At 35.2% G+C, this 17,531-nt stretch carries 15 protein-coding genes; 4 read left to right on the forward strand and 11 right to left on the reverse strand.

Annotated features, from left to right (window positions below; all coding sequences use genetic code 11):
- Nucleotides 1-132: 132 nt before the first annotated feature.
- The 5 genes from cntM to KM149_RS11715 form a co-directional block, all read right to left on the reverse strand.
- A complete protein-coding gene (gene cntM / locus KM149_RS11695) occupies nt 133-1,425 on the reverse strand; it encodes a staphylopine biosynthesis dehydrogenase (protein WP_060830427.1) in 1,293 nt (430 codons plus the stop codon).
- Nucleotides 1,425-2,246, reverse strand: a complete 822-nt coding sequence (gene cntL, locus KM149_RS11700; protein ID WP_182317877.1) for a staphylopine biosynthesis enzyme CntL — start codon at nt 2,244-2,246, stop codon at nt 1,425-1,427. Before cntL ends, cntM begins: the two co-directional genes overlap by 1 nt.
- Nucleotides 2,247-2,256: 10 nt before the next feature.
- Complete coding sequence (gene cntK / locus KM149_RS11705; protein ID WP_050331847.1) at nt 2,257-3,066, reverse strand: histidine racemase CntK; 810 nt, start codon at nt 3,064-3,066, stop codon at nt 2,257-2,259.
- 320 nt (nt 3,067-3,386) lie between these two features.
- Nucleotides 3,387-4,091, reverse strand: coding sequence for a hypothetical protein (locus tag KM149_RS11710; protein WP_165545940.1), 705 nt, complete (start codon nt 4,089-4,091; stop codon nt 3,387-3,389).
- Between the two features lie 208 nt (nt 4,092-4,299).
- A complete protein-coding gene (locus tag KM149_RS11715; protein WP_241415420.1) occupies nt 4,300-6,459 on the reverse strand; it encodes an LPXTG cell wall anchor domain-containing protein in 2,160 nt (719 codons plus the stop codon).
- Nucleotides 6,460-6,792: 333 nt separating this feature from the next.
- On the opposite strand from KM149_RS11715, the gene KM149_RS11985 reads away from it, so the two are divergent.
- Together KM149_RS11985 and KM149_RS11725 are read left to right on the forward strand one after the other, a co-directional pair.
- On the forward strand, nt 6,793-6,903 hold the full coding sequence (locus KM149_RS11985) for a TM2 domain-containing protein (RefSeq protein ID WP_342588987.1): 111 nt from the start codon (nt 6,793-6,795) through the stop codon (nt 6,901-6,903).
- 98 nt (nt 6,904-7,001) lie between these two features.
- Nucleotides 7,002-7,391: a DUF488 domain-containing protein gene (locus KM149_RS11725; RefSeq protein ID WP_060830431.1), complete on the forward strand. Its 390-nt coding sequence runs from the start codon at nt 7,002-7,004 to the stop codon at nt 7,389-7,391.
- A gap of 31 nt (nt 7,392-7,422) precedes the next feature.
- Here KM149_RS11725 and KM149_RS11730 read toward each other — a convergent pair whose 3' ends face one another.
- Entirely contained in the window at nt 7,423-8,565 is a 1,143-nt protein-coding gene (locus KM149_RS11730; RefSeq protein ID WP_241415421.1) for an MFS transporter, read from the reverse strand.
- 353 nt (nt 8,566-8,918) lie between these two features.
- On the opposite strand from KM149_RS11730, the gene KM149_RS11735 reads away from it, so the two are divergent.
- Nucleotides 8,919-9,503: a hypothetical protein gene (locus KM149_RS11735; protein WP_241415422.1), complete on the forward strand. Its 585-nt coding sequence runs from the start codon at nt 8,919-8,921 to the stop codon at nt 9,501-9,503.
- Nucleotides 9,504-9,732: 229 nt separating this feature from the next.
- Here the strand turns inward: KM149_RS11735 and lip are convergent, their stop codons facing one another.
- Entirely contained in the window at nt 9,733-11,784 is a 2,052-nt protein-coding gene (gene lip, locus KM149_RS11740; RefSeq protein ID WP_241415423.1) for a YSIRK-targeted triacylglycerol lipase, read from the reverse strand.
- Between the two features lie 810 nt (nt 11,785-12,594).
- On the reverse strand, nt 12,595-12,921 hold the full coding sequence (locus KM149_RS11745; RefSeq protein ID WP_241415424.1) for a nuclear transport factor 2 family protein: 327 nt from the start codon (nt 12,919-12,921) through the stop codon (nt 12,595-12,597).
- Nucleotides 12,922-13,213: 292 nt separating this feature from the next.
- Between KM149_RS11745 and KM149_RS11750 the strand changes: the two genes are divergently transcribed.
- Complete coding sequence (locus KM149_RS11750; protein WP_165545944.1) at nt 13,214-13,666, forward strand: 2-thiouracil desulfurase family protein; 453 nt, start codon at nt 13,214-13,216, stop codon at nt 13,664-13,666.
- A gap of 214 nt (nt 13,667-13,880) precedes the next feature.
- On the opposite strand, the gene KM149_RS11755 is transcribed toward KM149_RS11750, so the two are convergent.
- From KM149_RS11755 to KM149_RS11765, 3 genes are all read right to left on the reverse strand, one after another.
- The gene (locus tag KM149_RS11755; RefSeq protein ID WP_165545945.1) at nt 13,881-14,597 is read right to left on the reverse strand and encodes a DsbA family oxidoreductase; all 717 of its coding nucleotides are present in this window, start codon (nt 14,595-14,597) and stop codon (nt 13,881-13,883) included.
- Nucleotides 14,598-14,830: 233 nt separating this feature from the next.
- Entirely contained in the window at nt 14,831-15,457 is a 627-nt protein-coding gene (locus KM149_RS11760; RefSeq protein WP_050346140.1) for an ABC transporter ATP-binding protein, read from the reverse strand.
- Nucleotides 15,450-17,486 carry a DUF1430 domain-containing protein gene (locus KM149_RS11765; protein WP_215021598.1) on the reverse strand — a complete coding sequence of 679 codons (2,037 nt, stop codon included), beginning with the start codon at nt 17,484-17,486 and terminating at the stop codon, nt 15,450-15,452. Before KM149_RS11765 ends, KM149_RS11760 begins: the two co-directional genes overlap by 8 nt.
- Between the last annotated feature and the right edge of the window lie 45 nt (nt 17,487-17,531).

Here is a 17,531-nt window from a genome sequence, read left to right on the forward strand (position 1 = left end):
CTCTTTTCTCCTTGACCCTTTTTTGGGGTATATGAAGTTTATATTTAGTCATATCATTAAACAGGCACGCAGTGATTCAATTTAGACATCTCTCTATGTGACCATTCGAGACGCATAATAAGAAAGCCTTTTTTAGTGCGACATTAATTGCGATTCAATGCATGCAATATCATGCGCAAAATCTTGCACTTTAAATTGTGATGAAAAACTATCATTCCGATGACTGGCTTGAAATGCTTCTAACTGTGCTTCATATCGATGCATAAAGGTGTCCATCATAGGTGTGTTAATTTTGAGCACACGTGCAATTCCGCGCATAATCTGTGTTCGATAGTAATCTTCACTCGGCATACGTGGAATTTGCCATTCCCCTGATTCATTTTGAAAGACATGCTTAAATGGAACGGCAGAAAAATCAAAATATTTACCCGTCGCATCTGGTTTTGAAAATGGATCAATCAGAATACCTGTATAACGTACATATAAAAGATACTCTTGCTCCACTGGCGATAATGTTTCAAATGCTTCGATTTTGGAAGCATCGATTGTTTCTTCACGGAGTGGGTAATTTTCTTTCACCATAAATTTCAATAAATTCAAAGTTTCAATATTCATTTCCTGCAAAATATGCATCACTTCTTGCCACATTAGGCGCATTTCCGTGATACATTTCATCGTTATTGGTCCTTCTGGGAACAATTTGTAAACAAAAAACGGCACATCGGTACCTTGAAACACCGCTTTAAGTGCGTGCATATTCATAAATAATGCTGGGTGGACATAGAGCGAGCTATTGCGTGACTCCGCTTGAAGTGGATGTTCCACCACTGTCACTGGCACGCCAATTTGAGTCATTAATGCAACCATTTCCTGGAAAGTTTGAGTATTTGATTGAGTCGAGCCGATATAAAGACGTTTCTTCACCCCTTTAGTGATTACACGGTGCGGTTGATCTACATCCATCACACCCGTATCTCCTAAATAAGTTGAAAATGAAATGACTTCTATATTCGGTTGGTACGCTTGCAATTGCTGTTTCACAATCATATGCGATCCAAATGTTGGTGAAATAAGCACAACGCTTTTCAATTGCGTTAAAACACGTTCCGAAATCTGAGATAACACTTCACTATACGCATCCGCTGTACAAGCAAGGACGAGCACATCATATTGCTTTTGAATGTCATGATAACTTTCATAGACCTCGGCTAACATTGCTTCTCCAGCTAATTGTTGATGTGCTTCATTTTGAACAGAAACTTCAACTTTTTGCGTTTGTTGATAAGCCTCAATAAATTTGCGTGATTTCTCTGATTGTAAACTTCGGCTTGCCATCGCAATCTGATTATCTGAGTATTGATCAAACAATACCGCCAGTTGAATGGCCACAGGGCCTGTTCCTGCTATCAATACTGACTTTGACATTACGATGCGCCCCTTTCATCTGCTTTTTGATAAAGTGCAATATCAAAAATCTGATCGGGTTGCGTAATATCAGCCACACATGTCCAATGATGTGGATATGTGTCCTGTTTTGGATAGTTAAAGATAGATTTTAAGTCATTTCCATAACGCATAGAAACAACAACGTCTCGATTTGTTAACTCATAGAGCTCTGCGAGAATATCATATTTCATTTTAACTGTAGAGCTGAAAATGATATGCGTCACATCTCGAATCGCCTCTAACTCATTCACATTTTTACGATGAATCTCAATGGTTTCATTCGGTGCTAAGATTTCAATCACTTTTTGGCCATAGTTTACGGCATCTTCATCAATATCAATACCAATCACATGAGCACCTGTTTCTTGTGCAATCTGAACGAGTGTCATGGGATACGCACCAGAACCTACGAGTAATACCGTATCTTCCGGTGTTATTTCAAACTGGCCAAATTCTTCCACAATGCAGTGCTCTATATTTTCAAAATAACCTGATGAACCTGCATTTCCTGATATTAATCGACGTGCACGTGTCGATTCCATTAATTTCACGCAACGTGAAGTAATCTCAGCTAATACGTGAATCAACTGTGTATTAGATACTGGATGTGTATACCACTGTTGGTATACTTGTGCTTGTTGCTCATCAAGAATATAAGCACTGTAATCATCTACCAATTGTTCTAAATCGCGTACTGCCTGTTCGCTTGCCTGTGCTTTTTCGTATAATTGCTCGAATTGTTGCGCATAGTTTTCTAACTGCGCTTCAAATTGTTTAATCTCTTGTCGCATGTCGATCATGGTTCTCTCCTTATTCTAAGTATGCTAATCCCGTTGCAACTGTAGAAACATGACCCTTTATGGAAATTTCATAGCCCTCATCTTGTCGACGAGTTGAAACAGATAATGCGCCACCTGGCTGCAAAATCTCCTCTTCAATATGTGAACTGTGTCGGCGATATGCTTCATAAACGCCCACTGAACCTGTTCCAGAACCACAGCTCTGCTCCCAAATGATACTGTCAACTTGAGGTATGTATATCAGTGGATGCAAACGTCGTTGATGTGCTTCATATAGCATGATACCAATCGCAGTGAAATGCTCCGGCCATTGATGTTGACGCACGAATTTTTCAACTGATATTGCCAAACGATCTGACCATACTGAAATCGGACAGACAAAATGTTGATATGTATCATATTGAATTTCTAAACCATCAAAAATAACATCATCAATTGTATATTGTTTCTCAAGTATTTCCGTCGGTCCAGGTAACGCAACTTCATATTCTCCTGTTTCTTCATAAAAAGCACACTGCGTCGGTTCGCTCAAACCTGAAACTTGAAGTTCAAATGAAGAAGAAGGTAATAGATCTCGCGTTTTCAAATAATGAATAAATGACAAAGTGCCATTACCACAAAATTCTTGTCCGCTCATAACAAGTTGATGTGGAATATCACCTTTGGCATCAACAATAAACCCAACTTGTTCACACCCCACGTGTGATGTTTGCATTAATTGCTGCGCTATACCCGCATATTCTGAAGGATCATGAGTAGAATCTACTAAGACTGTCATATTTCCAGATGGATTAAATTTCGAAAAATGAACGATTTCCAAATGTATTCAATCTCCTTTTTAAATAAATATGCTTTGTTACAAATCGTAATCATAACGATTTAAAAATATCCTACTCTCTTCTTTTTAAATTGTCAACAATGATAATCATTATCGATTTAAATGCTTATAAAAAAAGAACCATAAAATGACAATTGCTTGACATTTTATGATTTCCCTTAATAATATTTAATTTATTTTTTTAAAATTAAATTTAACTTATGCGTCATCGAATAAGATGAACTTATTATAATAAGGAAGTAAGGCGTCACATCATCGTGCAGACGTCTTGATTTTTAACGCAAAACGGCTCATCTAATCCCTCACTGGCTGATTGACATCTTTGCCGTAATGTTGTGTAAACGTGGGTCATTGTGATGCGCTTCATATAATGGAAGCAACGGCATTTCTTTACCTGAACTTAATAACATTTGATAATCAATCAGTGCACTTTGTGTGCCACCAATAAATAAAGTATTCGGACTCACACCAACAATCGTCACAAAATTCCCTTTAGGTGGCGACACCATATAAAACTGCATGCCTTCAGGTGCATTGGGAACTTGACTGGCAGACGTCACCTGTAAATGATTTACAGTTCTTGATTCTGTTCCAGCTGCTCCCACATATTCATACATTCCTTGATCGATTTCTGTTGCTGTGATTGTATAATGGGCCGCATCTTCCACAAAGAATGCGAGCGCAATTTTCTTTTTAAGATCAATCCGGTCTATGTCAGACGGGTTCGGCTCCGATTGGGGCTTCGTTTCACCTTTCTTTTCTTGTTGAACTTTTTCATGATGTTCCTTGTGACTTTCGCTTGATGATTGTGCTTCATCTTTCTTATCTTTTGGTGCTGCTTTCTTACTCGATTGTTGTTGATCTGTTGTCGTTTCTTTTTCTTGAGTAGCCGGTTCAGAAGTTTGAGGCTCGGCTTTGTTTACTTTTTCTTCCTTTTGATGATTGTCCTCACTGCATCCCGTTAAAATGACTAATAATGATATACATGTTGTAATTAATTTTTTCATTCTGATACCTCACTTTATAAGCGTTGCACTATACACTTATAAATATATCAAATAAAATTAAACATACAATATGCTGTTATCTTTTTTAACGCTTCTCCCCAAAAAACGACGAAAGCGAGACAGAAATCAATTTGATTCCATTGTCCCGCTTTCATACACAAAGCTTTAATAAAGACTTCTATCTTTCAATTAAATTGTTATTCTGTGATTAACGTGTTTGTTTTTGTTGCTTGCGTCGTTTGTATGCCAATAATGATACGCCTGAAACCATTAATAATAGAGACCATAACGTTGATGCCTTCTCTTGACCTGTCTCTGGTAATACAGATACAGATTTTGGCTCAGCCTTGGCTATATGTGGTTTAACTAAATAATCAACGGGTGTTGTTGGCATTGTAGATTGAAGTTGAAACCCGTTCACATGGCCTATACTTCCTTTTTCATGATGTACTAACTTTAATGTTGCTAAATGCTGTCTGTATGGAACCATGTCTTCCATATCTTGCGTAAAATCAGACTCTACAGATACCGATGCATCTGCCGCTTGTTCGTTCTCACCTTGACTTGGTACAGACGCAGGTGTCACGTGTTCAGGCATTGTTGTTTTTGTGACTGAAGTGGGTTGCGTCATTTTGGGTGTTTCAGCGCTTGCTTGATGATGTTCAGACGCATCACGCTTTTGCTCCGCTTTGACAGCTGGGCTTGCGTCATTTTTATCAGTTTCTTTTGCCGTTTCATGTTGCACTGCAGCTTGCGTATCTTGTTTCACTTCTTCTTGTTGTGCTTCGTCGTGCTGCTTTGTTGCTTCTTCTACTTTAGGTGCTACGACTTCGTTAGCAGGTTTAAAACTGCGTATTTCAAATAAATCGTCGTCTTCATCTGAATAGTCGTCAAATACTTCATCATCCATGATTTCATCAATATCAACAGGTTCAATATATTTTTGAATTTGCGCTAACGCTTTTTGAGTCGTCGGATCTACTACAGTTAACGTTAACGTTTCACCATTGTACATACGATAGCCAGCTTCTTTAATATTGAAAGTAAAGTTACCCTCTTGATCTGCTTGAAGCGTTGGGAAGTGTCTATACTCGCCTAAGTTTGAATCAATTCGAATAAGTGCATTTGCATATTTCGTACGACCTGTCATCTCTTTTGTACCTTCTAAGATTAACTTGTCTTCACCACGAATCGCTGTTTCAATAACATCTCCAAAAATGTCATTAATTTGAATCGCTTCATCTACATCTTTTAATTCTTTTACAGGTTCAATCGCATTATGATCAAATAATGTATGGGCTTTTTCAACCGCTTCAAATGGTTCTGTTAAAACATTAAATACAAATGAAGGCATTGTATCTTGTTCATTGTCTGATTTAAAAGAAAGTGACACGAGGTCCCCTTTTTTCAATGCATAAGATTTATCGAAAAGACGGTTGAATTCGAATTCAAAAAAGCCTTTAGGATCAATAAATTTCCAAACGCCATCATAACGTGTTTCATATGCTTCTTTACTCAATTGTTCAAGCGTTGAAGTTGAATCCCCTAAATTAATAAACTTACCGTTAATCGCAAGTGCAACCTTGCCTTTAACTGATGTATGACCTTTAACCACACCTGTACCTTCTAAAATAGGTTCAATCCATACTTGGTGTCGACCGTTAATTTGAGGAATACGTGTTTCTGGAATTTCGTATGCTTTTTCATATCTAGGCGTTGTATACGAAGCTTTAGGACCTTCGCCTTCAGCGTCTAGTAGTAATCCTTCTAACGATAAATCACTTTCTTCATGGTCTCCTGCTGTTACTTCTTCTTTTTCTTCTGAATCTACCGCATGCGTCGCAGTATCTTGCTCTACTTCATGTGGCGCCACTGTTGTTTCTTCATCAGAAGTTTCCAACGCTTTTTCATCATCTTCTAAAGCATCTAAGTCTAGAGGTTCCGTTGCTTCAACATCTACTTTTTGGTTATAAACGATTTTTCGCCCATTCAAATCATACGTAAATTTCCCGTTCTCATCAGACACCACTTCTTGAAAGTCATCTTCAAGATTAACGACATCTTTATTATCAATTTTAAGTGAAATAGCTTTGTTAGGCTGTGTGTAGCCTGAAACTTGTGTATCGCCTGGGCGCACTTCATCTAAATGTATAAAACTTTCATTTTCCGCTTGTTCTGATGCCGTATTGTCTTCCACTTGTTGATTTTCATTCACTTGTTTCTCATCAACAGACACGGCTGATGCTTCTTGAGCCGTTGTATCTTCTGAAGCTTCCGCTGTACCATTTGAAATCACAAAAATTGCTGCCGCTGCTGTAGAAACTAAACCGATCTTCATTTTTCTTAATTTATAATTTTCCTTTAACATCTTTAACCTCTCTACTAGAAAAAATCATTACTGCTTAACTTTAATATACTAAAGAGGTAAATCATATTAACTGAATATTAACTAGAACTTAAATATGTATAATAGCAATGGAAAACAATTTTATTCTTTAAATCAACTATTTAAAATAATGCATTATCTATTGCCATTTTATATTGTACGAGATAGTCATCTCTCAAATCTATTCACATTTTGTTGTATAATTACAATTAGATGATGAAACAATGAAAGTCAATAAATGGATTTCCGCTATACTCGCGATTGTTCTAGGGGGGAGGCGTTCACAAATTCTATTCGCATAAAATCGGACTCGGCATCTTATACGCTCTATTTTCTTGGACAGGCATACCCAGCCTAATTGGTTTTATTGAAGGTGTCCTCGTATTACTCAAAACACCATATGAAACAAACGAAATTATTGTATAACACTCGCCAAATATTCTAATGTACTCAAGAAGGGCTTCGGGAAGAATGTGTCTTGCTTTCTACCCGTGCCCATTCAACATTTCAAAGGGGAGATTCTCGTGACTGTTAAGATTGAACGTATCTATACAAAAGCGCAAGAAAATAATGTTGTTCGTGTGTTGGTCGACCGAGTGTGGCCAAGAGGCATTTCTAAAGCAGAGGCAAATTTAGATTATTGGTTAAAAGAGATCGGTCCGACCTCTCAATTAAGAAAATGGTTTCATCATGATCCTGAACGTTTTGCCGCATTTAAAAATCAATATTTAAAAGAACTACAAACACTGGATGAACAACGCGCCGCATTTGCAGAATTACAGGAAATTGTAGGTCAAAATGAACATGTAGTCTTACTTTATGCAGCCAAAGATACTGAGCATAATCATGCTATTCTTCTACAAAACTGGATCAATCATCCACCCCAAACTCTTAAAAATAAAAACCAATCTTAGAGATTATCCTCTACAAGATTGGTTTTTGTACTTATGACACAACTTTGAAGCGATACCATATTAATCCGATTAAAGCAGAAGCTGCGCAAGAGACAAACAATAAGAGAATAAGATGATGAGCTATTAATCCTCCGCCAAGCCATGACCCTATAGTAATCCCTACATACATCGCAGTCTGATTCCACGCCATAATACTCCCCGAAAAAGTAGCATTCCGTTTCGAAATGAAAGATTGATACGCTGAGAAAAATAAATAACCACTGAAAGCCCATAACGTGAGAGATGGAAATAATAATAAAGGATGTGTAACAGTCAATCCCACAACAATGAGTAGTACAGCTAAACCGGTCATACCTATTTTGATAACGCGATCATTACCCAGATGATCTGAAAACCATCCCCCAGAAACACTTCCAATTAGGGCACCCATTCCGTAAAAGGTAAATGCAACACTCGTCATGAGGCTAGATAAACCTGTCACACTTTTAAAAATTTCACCAAGAAATGTATAGACACCATAGACAGCTAAAGCCCATAACGTAGTAACAAGTACATCACGAATCATACCTTTAAATTTCTCGAAATCTGGTGACCGATGTGATTGCGAATGCATATGCTCTGGTAAAACAAAGCTATTTAAAGCACTTAATGCCAATGTCCCTATTGCTAAAATAATAAATACCGTTCGCCAGTTCGTAATGTTGCCAATTAAATTCCCTAAAGGTGCACCCACCCATATCGCTGTTAGAAAACCAGAAGTCGCTATAGAAAGGTATAAGCCATTTTTATTTTTAGGCGCTAAATCACCTGTAAGTGCAAAAACAGAAGAAGTAATCATGGCTGCAGCCCCACCTGCCCATACACGACTTAAAACGAGCACAAAATACGAGCTTGCGATAAAAGTAAGCCCATTCGCAAAAGAGAATAAAATAAGCCCGATAACAATATTTTTCTTTTTGCCCCATCGATCGGCTAAAACACCAAACAGCGGTGCCATAACCGCATACATGACTGCGAACGAGGTAACAATCCAACTTGCTTGTTGTGCAGATATATTAAATTCACGAATCATATTCGGGAGTAGCGGTGATACCACGAATAAATCTGTACCCACTAAAAAGAGCGTCAACCACGCGATACTTAAGCGTAATTGACTACGAACTTCATTGTACATATTCATACCTTCTTCAATTGTTTTTCTTTCATTACTTTAAGTCTATGACTAAAGCCATACGCCTTCAATATGAAAGCCACTTTACACACCCTATAAACACGCATGAGTCTCCCTATTTTTAATTGTATTCTTAAAATGTCACCACGTTATTCTATGTACATACTTCCTTTCCCCCCTACATACTTCTTATCACTTTATTGGACAATCGTATCGAGGGCATGTATCTTTAAAATAAATAAAATATCATCAATATATAAACCACTTTTATGTAAAAATTTCTCTGAAATAAGACAAATCGCACACACTCATTTCTTTTCTGTATGATGACAATAATGGATAAAGGAGACATGTTTATGTATTTATTAGAATTACATCAATTTAATACTAAGCAAGTAGTCGGATTGTTTGAAACTGAAGCGGATGTTAAATCGTGGCTTCATGCAGTAGAAGGTATCAAAGTGGATAAAGAAGTTTTAGATGATGTCACTTTTGAAAATTACTATTTAGACTACAATGACCTTCCTAAATATCAAGAAGTGTATTGGCAAGAAAGTCAATATGTTCTCAGTCGATATACTTTCACATCCGATGAGGGTGACATTGTAGCTGTGTGGAACCCAATAGAAGTCATATCAGATGTCCACGGTCGTGTATCAGGACAAACGAGAGTGGGTGCATATGTTATCGATAATGATGAGGTAGAGTCTTATATTAACGCATTTGAAGAAATGAAAGCTTATCTTATTGATTATTTTGAACAAGCCCATCATGATGTAGGTGTATATGGTCAAGAATCTGAAGATGGCGCTTACCTCGAGGTCGATGGTCAATTTTGTGGTCATTTAGAAGGCTATTTAGTCGATGAATGGCAAAATAAACTATCAAAAACAGCTTTTATCGAGACGCATTTTGAAGATTTAAATAACGCCTCATTTTAATCAAACAAACGAGATTGGAGGCGACCTCTATTGAAATAGAAATTCGCCTCCAAATTTTTGTCTTTTTTGTGTTACCCATAAATAAACAGCTCGCCTATCGTTACTCTTTAACTGTCCACTTTGACTTACATACTTTCATCGAGAAGTGAGACAACCTTCCCTCTTATAGAGATGTCAATTTCACACTGCATCTAATATTTAAGAAGACAATCTATAGGTATCCATCTGATTAACTTTGATACCTTTCCGATGCATGGGTCTCTAATGCTTCAACACCTAAAAGATGATTTACGATTCCCATATAGAAATTCGCCAATTCTGCACCCGTATGTTTTAAATCAGTCGCATCAATACCAATAAAGTCTACATGATCCCAGCCTTGCAAGATAGGCCTCACTTGCCAAATCCCTTTTCTTGTACCAGAATCTTCTGCTGTAATATCTATAAATGCCTGGTTAAATGGGTGCAAAGAAGAAATCACAGGTACAATACCATCATTTTTACGCCATGCGATATTAGCATCATGCCCAATAATTCTACTTGTTAAATCCATAAGTGGAAATTGACCAATGCTTGGGTTTTCATTACCTAGCGGACCAGTATGAGAAGCTAGTCCTGTATATGTTGTATACGTGATGTTTGGATTTAGACTGGTCATTTCATTCAACTTTGCCGCTCCTTCAAGGGTTAAATCATAAGCAGCATTATCCGTTGTTGTCCAAATGCGACTATTACTGACACGATTAATATATTCAAGACGTGTTTCACCCGGCTGTTGTTGAAACCCCCACTGCCTCAAACCAAAGTCTACTGTTGAATTTTTATTACCAGCTAACCTGTTTAAGGCATACATAATATTTCTTACGATATCTTTATTACCAATCTTATCAGCAGCTTGTGACCCATTATGTGGTGTTCCCAAAGTCGTAATAGAGGCAATCATATTATCCTGACCCCCAAGAAACAATGGTGAAATTTCTCCACCATGTTGCTTATGATAAGCAATTTCTTCTTGGTTCCCATTTCTCAAAAATTGCTCCATTAAACGAATCGTTTGACCTCCCATACTATGACCAATCAAGTGGATTTTTTTACCTGGTTGCCAATCGCGCATAATACCTTCATATGTTCTACCGTAGCGTTCATGACCATATTTTGCTGCATGGGCAGCACCGTAGTCCACACGTCCACCTTTAATATAATAATACAATTCTACTGCGCGATCATAATTACTAGCAAAAGCCCCTACACTCGCTTGATAGATATCATATCCCTTGTTTTTCAGTTCATCCACTACCTTGAACTTATTGCCACCCCAATAATTAGGATATAACGGAAAAGTATTCTGATCGACTAATCCTAGGAATCCATGAACTAAAACAATAGGGTACTTATTAATATGTTGGGCTTGCCGTAGTTTGTGACTATACGTTTTTTGTGTATCAGCCACTGTCGCCAACGTTGAAGTGCGTGCTACTGGCTGACTTTGAGGAACAGGCTTAGCTTTATTTTCATTTTTATTATCAATATGTGTCGCTGGTTGTTTGGCTTTTCCATTATGATGGTTAACATCGTTCGCTTTTGGCGCAACGCTTCCTGCAGTTTGTTGATCTTGATTTTGCGCTGTTATATCTGAATTGGTTTTATCTTTAACTTGCAAGAGCGCGCGTGGTGCTTGATTAGAAGATGTTGCATGTTGTGGGTCATTGTTCTTATTAGTGATCGTATTTGTTGCGTTGTCATCATTTCCTGGGTGATTTTCATTAACTTCTGTATTTTTTTCTGTCTCTTTTGCATCAGGTTTAATATTATTTGCTGGTTCAATCGATGTAAGGGGGATTTCTTTATTAGTTTGTCGATCTGTTAACGATGTTGCATGTGACGTGTCGGCAACCTTGTTGATATGATTTTGATTAGTGTTTGTGTGATTTTGTTGTTCAACCAGAGTTAGCTCAGGTGTCGATTGAACTTCTGGCTTAACCGCATTTAATCGCGTTAAGTCTGTTAGTTTAACATTTGCCTGTTGATCTAGTTGTTGATTTGTTGCTGGTTGTAACTTTTCTGCAGGAATTTCTTTTTTTGTTACGCCGTTAACATCATTAGGGGTTGATTGCTCACCTTTTTGAACCACTGCTGCAGGTGCATGATTTCCATTTGTGACTTGTTCAGCTGCTTGTGCCTCATGGGTACTCACAAAGAACGTCGTTGCAGCTAAAACAGAGACGACACCAATAGAATACTTTCTGATAATATAACGCTTATTTCCTTGATTATTTTCCACTTTACCACCTCAAATGTTTTTCATCCCACATTTAAGATTGAATAACTGATAACTATAATATAACATCATTCATCGTATTTTTTGTTTTTTGGTTATAAAATTGCTGTAAAGTTTCTTCTTTTTTACTTTTGATAAAAATATTTTAAAACATTCTAGTTAATGTTATTTTTTTGGATTACTGTTTGTTTTATTATGCAAATTTCTGATCTTCATTTAATGATATAATACTGATAAACCGCTGACTGTTATTTATTGATTAAGAAAGGAGAAAATCGCATGAAACAAACACAATATATTCACCACATTATCAATATCCTTTTGATGATAGCCCTCATTGTTACAAATATTTCAAACATACATATATTGCCACTTACTGTCGTCATCACTCTTATATTTATCGTAAATACAGTTTTATTGATTAAAAAAACTACAAAAACATAAAAAAAGATTGACTGTAAAAAAGATAGTCGCCCTTTTTTATTGGAATGAAAAGAACGAGCTTCACTCACATTTAATAAAATTGATGCATAAAACTTCTAATAAACTTGTCCTCTTAAATAAAAATCTGTATTTTACAATTTAACATGTGAGTGAACTTGCTTAGAAACCCCATCTGTTGAGACATCAATCATTAAAACAGAAGTAAAATTTATGGAAATATAAAGATATTTCGGGAAGTCGGAAAGACCAACAAAACAAGTTTATTTGTATTCAAATAATTACGGATGAAAATGAAAATATTTTTTGTTCTTCTAATTAAATTGTTAAAAATATGAAATAAAAGATAACAGTTTTTCATGCATTGTCTAATTATCCCTCCCTAACTTCTGTTCCTTGATGAAATCGTAATTTCCAATCATTATCTTCATATTTCCAAATCGAACTTCTATTAGTAACGATATGATTGTTTTCATTTAATAGTTTATATGTGCACAAAAAACAATCCTCTGCAAGTTTATATTGGTTAAAATTATAAATTTTAAAGTCAAAAGCATCTAATTCAACATTTAGAATATCTTCCTTATAATAAACCTTTCCTGATTTTCCAAATTCTTTAAAGTCAGAATGTAGATAATACGCAACTTTTTTATTAGCTCTATTCCGCTTATCTAAATGCATTAATTCATATTTAATCATCAACTTTTACCCTCCTCAAAAATTATATATTGAATCAATATTTATTCGTCACTTTCTGCGATTAACTCATTATCAATATTCAGTGCTTTATATAGATAAATGCTATCACCCTTTACTTCTATATCATATTAAAATAATATGACGTTAACATTTAAATCATGTAAAGCAATAGCTTCAAATCTACAAAGTAATCAGCAATCTATCTCAACTTGTTTGCTTGAGAGATTTTTACTAAGATTTAGGTAAAGAATGAATTTTAAATCGTTTAAAAAATTGAAAGTGAGGTAAAATCATGATATTAATAAGTGCCTGTTTAGCTGGTGAAAACGTGCGATACGATGGAGGAAACAAAGGGAACATAGCGCTCAAAAACTTAGTGGATAAAGGGTTCGCACGAACGATCTGCCCCGAAATTTTAGCAGGACTTTCCATACCAAGAGCAGCTGCGGAAATTGTCGATGGAGATGGGTATGATGTATTGCATCAAAAAGCTAAAATTATTGATTTATACGGGAATGACGTCACTGAAGATTATGTAAGAGGCGCAAAAATAGCATTGAATATATGTAAAGAATTAAATTGTAGCACTTTAATTTTAAAATCTGACAGCCCCACTTGCGGTTCAAATACCATTTATTCTGGCGCTTTTGATGGAACTAAAAAAAGCGGTGACGGTGTGTTTACAGCGCTTTTAAAAGTCAATGGAATAGAAGTTTATGACGAAACGTATGACGAACTCACTTAATTTGAAAGCAACTTTAAAACGCTGCGTTTCAAGATTTTGACCTCTAAAATAGACCTAAAAATAAAAAATGGCAAGAGATAACTGGATGACGCTTATTCTATAATAAACTAATTGCAATCCATGTTATTCTTGCCAAAATGAGACTATGATATTAAATCGATTTCTCTCCTACAACGCATGATTATTTTAATCATTAAAGCACTATTGGGATTCTCTAAGAGATAGAACAACTGCCGTCTGAACAGTGACCAGAATTGTCATCAGTAGACAAATCTTCAAATTTCTTTTGTGTATTGATTTCGCCCCACGCTGTATTAATTGCACCTTCAAATGTTTCTAATGGTTGCGCACCTTTTACGACATATTTATCGTTAATTACGAAATAAGGGACCGCTTGTATACCATACATACGTGCTTGACCTTTATCTTTGTTTACTTCATTCGCAAACATGTCATCATTGTCTAAGACCTCTTGTATCTCTCGTTCTTCTAAACCGACACTTTTAGCGATTTCCATCAATTCTGTGTTATCGCTTAAGTTTTTACCCTGTTCGAAATAAGCACTAAACAAAGCATTTACAATTTCTAATTCTTTGCCTTTTGATTTTCCTAATTTAGCTAAACGATGTGCTTTAAAACTGTTTGTCGGTTTCAATATATCCATTTGATAATTCAAGCCTACTTCTTTAGCGTGTTGCGTAATGTTTTCATTATTTTGTTTCGCTTGTTCTAAAGTCACTCCATATTTGCCCGTAATTAATTCAATAAAAGACATGCCTGACCATTCTTCCGCAGTTGGATCTAACTCGTAGCTTTTAAATTCGATATCAACGTCATCTTGAAGCCCTAAGTTTTTAATAGCTTTTTGCAATTTTGTATCACCAATATAGCAAAATGGGCACATAAAATCTGACCATACTTCAACTTTCATCGGATAACCTCCTCATCATTCTTTTCGTAACAAATAACTTAATACAATTGATTATATATCACAAATTAAATGCTTTATATATTAACGAGGTAAATCAATCATCAGATCTTCTATTTTAATTTTAAATATAAACTCCATTTTGATTATCCAATACAAACACTCGCGATTCCACCTATTGCAAAAAAACCAGATACCATATAACTGCTCTCTGCGGCCCATATTTTTGACCAAAATCAAATGAACGTATCCATATCGATCAACTTGTTGCCAACGTCAAAGAATGCTTTATCATGTGTAGCCATAATGATTGTCATGCCATTATTGTTTAATGCTTTAAATAGATTTATCGTATTTAAAGCATTATCTTCATCTAAATTTCCTGTCGGTTCATCAGCGATAATCAATGTTGGATTTTTTAAGATAGCTCTAGCTATAGCAATTCTTTGTTGCTCGCCACCACTACATGTGTACACTTTAGCTTTCATATCAAGATGTGATAATCCCACCATTTGAACAACTTCCTCTATCTTTGCAGTATCTTTTTTTGAAACATTCAACGGTAAGGTTAAGTTGTGAATGATACTTTGATTTTCTAAAAGGCCGTAATTCTGGTAGATATATGCAATATCATCTCTACGAAATTTCAATTTATCCTTTTCTTTACGAATCATTTTCCCTTTAAATGTAACATGACCTTCATCTGGATCTTCTAGTAACCCAATGATATTTAACAAACTCGATTTTCCTTTACCGCTTGCTCCTTTGATAATAATAAAATCACGTTGCTCTATGATATAATCAAAACTTTGTAAAATACGCTTTTTATCAAATGATTTATGAATATTTTTAAGTTCAATCATCTTTTTTTCCTTTCAAAACCTCGTTTAGATTTTCTTTGTTTAACTTAATAAATGAGTAAGAAGATACCCATGTTTCAATCAAAATGACACCGAAGAAAATGGAATAAGATATGATATTTTGCTGAGATAAAATTAAGATGCCCATTAATAAATTCAATAATAATAAAAATGTTAAAATAGGTTTGTGAATTTGAAAGTAGCTATATCCTAAAGTATGTTTTATAAAAATTTTATGTTGGTATGATGTGAAATATAGTCTGATAAAAGTAAAGGTCATGACAATAAACGTCAAAGTGGTCAATAAGGCTAATACAGCATATTGTGACGTTTTGACTTTCAGCCTATTAATTTCATCAAATTTGGCATCATATACAGATTCCACACTCGGTATATAACCATCAACATGAAATTTCTCTAAGCCTTTTTTTATCGTTGAATAAGGGTCATCAGACTTACTCTTAAAAACATATCTTGTTGAAAAATAGGTTTCAAAATTACGCAGCGCAGTATTACCCGTTTCAACAATAGCTATTGGCGCAATAAGCGTATTTTTTCGACCTCCAACTTCAAAATCATATGTAGGATAACCTACATTGTTGTCCACCCATATAATATTGATATTTAGATTTTCTTTCTGTTTATCATTACTAATATTCTCGTTTTTAAGAAACGCGAAATGATCTTTAAACTGAACCTCAATTTCTTTTTCGTACTGCTTATATTTTATTGGCACAATGATATTTTGTGTACGGCTATCTCTTTGTATATCATCTAAAACATTTTGACCTTGGATTGTATGCCTTTTGTGCGTTTTTAAATAATTAATATCAATCGTAATAGTTTTACCATCAGGCTCTATATTCGCATTTTCTTTTTCATTTAATTTATAGAGCGGTCTTCCATCCGTATTATAAAAATTCCCGACATCAATAATGAATCCTTTGTTATACGCACTGTTATAATAATCTTTTAAATGTTTCCCCAATTGCTCTGCTAATTTCTCATTTTTCAGTTGTCCTTGATCTGAAACTAGCGTTTTATATGCATTTTTAGAAACATCCCAGTATTTTATGCTACTTTGCTGGAATTTATAATTACGATAATTCTGAACTAAATTTTGACTTGATAAAGACAAAAATATCACTGCCATAACCGCTAATGCCATATAGGTATACATCATTAAAAAAGGAGCACTTTGCTTCATATTTTTGGCGTATTGCTTTGTATAAATCGCCAGTACGACAGACATCATAGCAATACATGTTACCATTAAAACGATTGACGTACATAACGCAATAAGTACGACTTTGGTGAGATGAACGTCTTTATAAATGAATATATATACCGAAGCGCTCAAAACGATATTGATGCCAACATAACCAAAAGCATAGTATTTAAAATCAGCTAATAAAAATTGAAGTTGATGCCACCAACTATATCCTAAATCGTACAACAATTTACCATCGCTTTTTCGATTCTGTAAACTATGTATTAGCACTGCCAAAAATATAAATAGAAACAAAGTTGAAAGGATGATACTGAACGCATCAATTTGAATATGCTGCGATACGGTATTTTCAACTTTTTCTGTTGAACCTACATTACGATTAATCAATTCGATTACTTTTTGTACACTTTCTGTATCGCCTTTAAAAAAATAAGTGCCTTCTTCCGATAAATTTGTATCTTTCAAATTATAGACTTTAATATGTAAGTGACGATCAAATAAATTCAGTGTGTGATTGTGCGTTGCTTTTTGTTTTAACTGCTGGTCTGTCGTATTAATTGCAACTTTATCATCACTTAAGTATGTCACTTTAGTAATAGCTACATTATATTTCTTTGATAAACTTTCAAAATACGTTGACGCATTTTTGCTATACGCTTTATCTTTATCAAAAGCAAATCGAACCTTTTCACTCTGCTTTTCAACTGCGTTATAGAATGATAATGATTTAACAGAGTCTATTACAACAAAATTTATTATAAGCGATATCGCTACTGCTAATATTAATATAATCCTTTTCATATATACCTCTCTAGTTTAAAAGAACCCATTAAGATTTATCGGTTG

Source organism: Staphylococcus coagulans, assembly GCF_022557135.1.
GTDB classification, from domain to species: domain Bacteria; phylum Bacillota; class Bacilli; order Staphylococcales; family Staphylococcaceae; genus Staphylococcus; species Staphylococcus coagulans.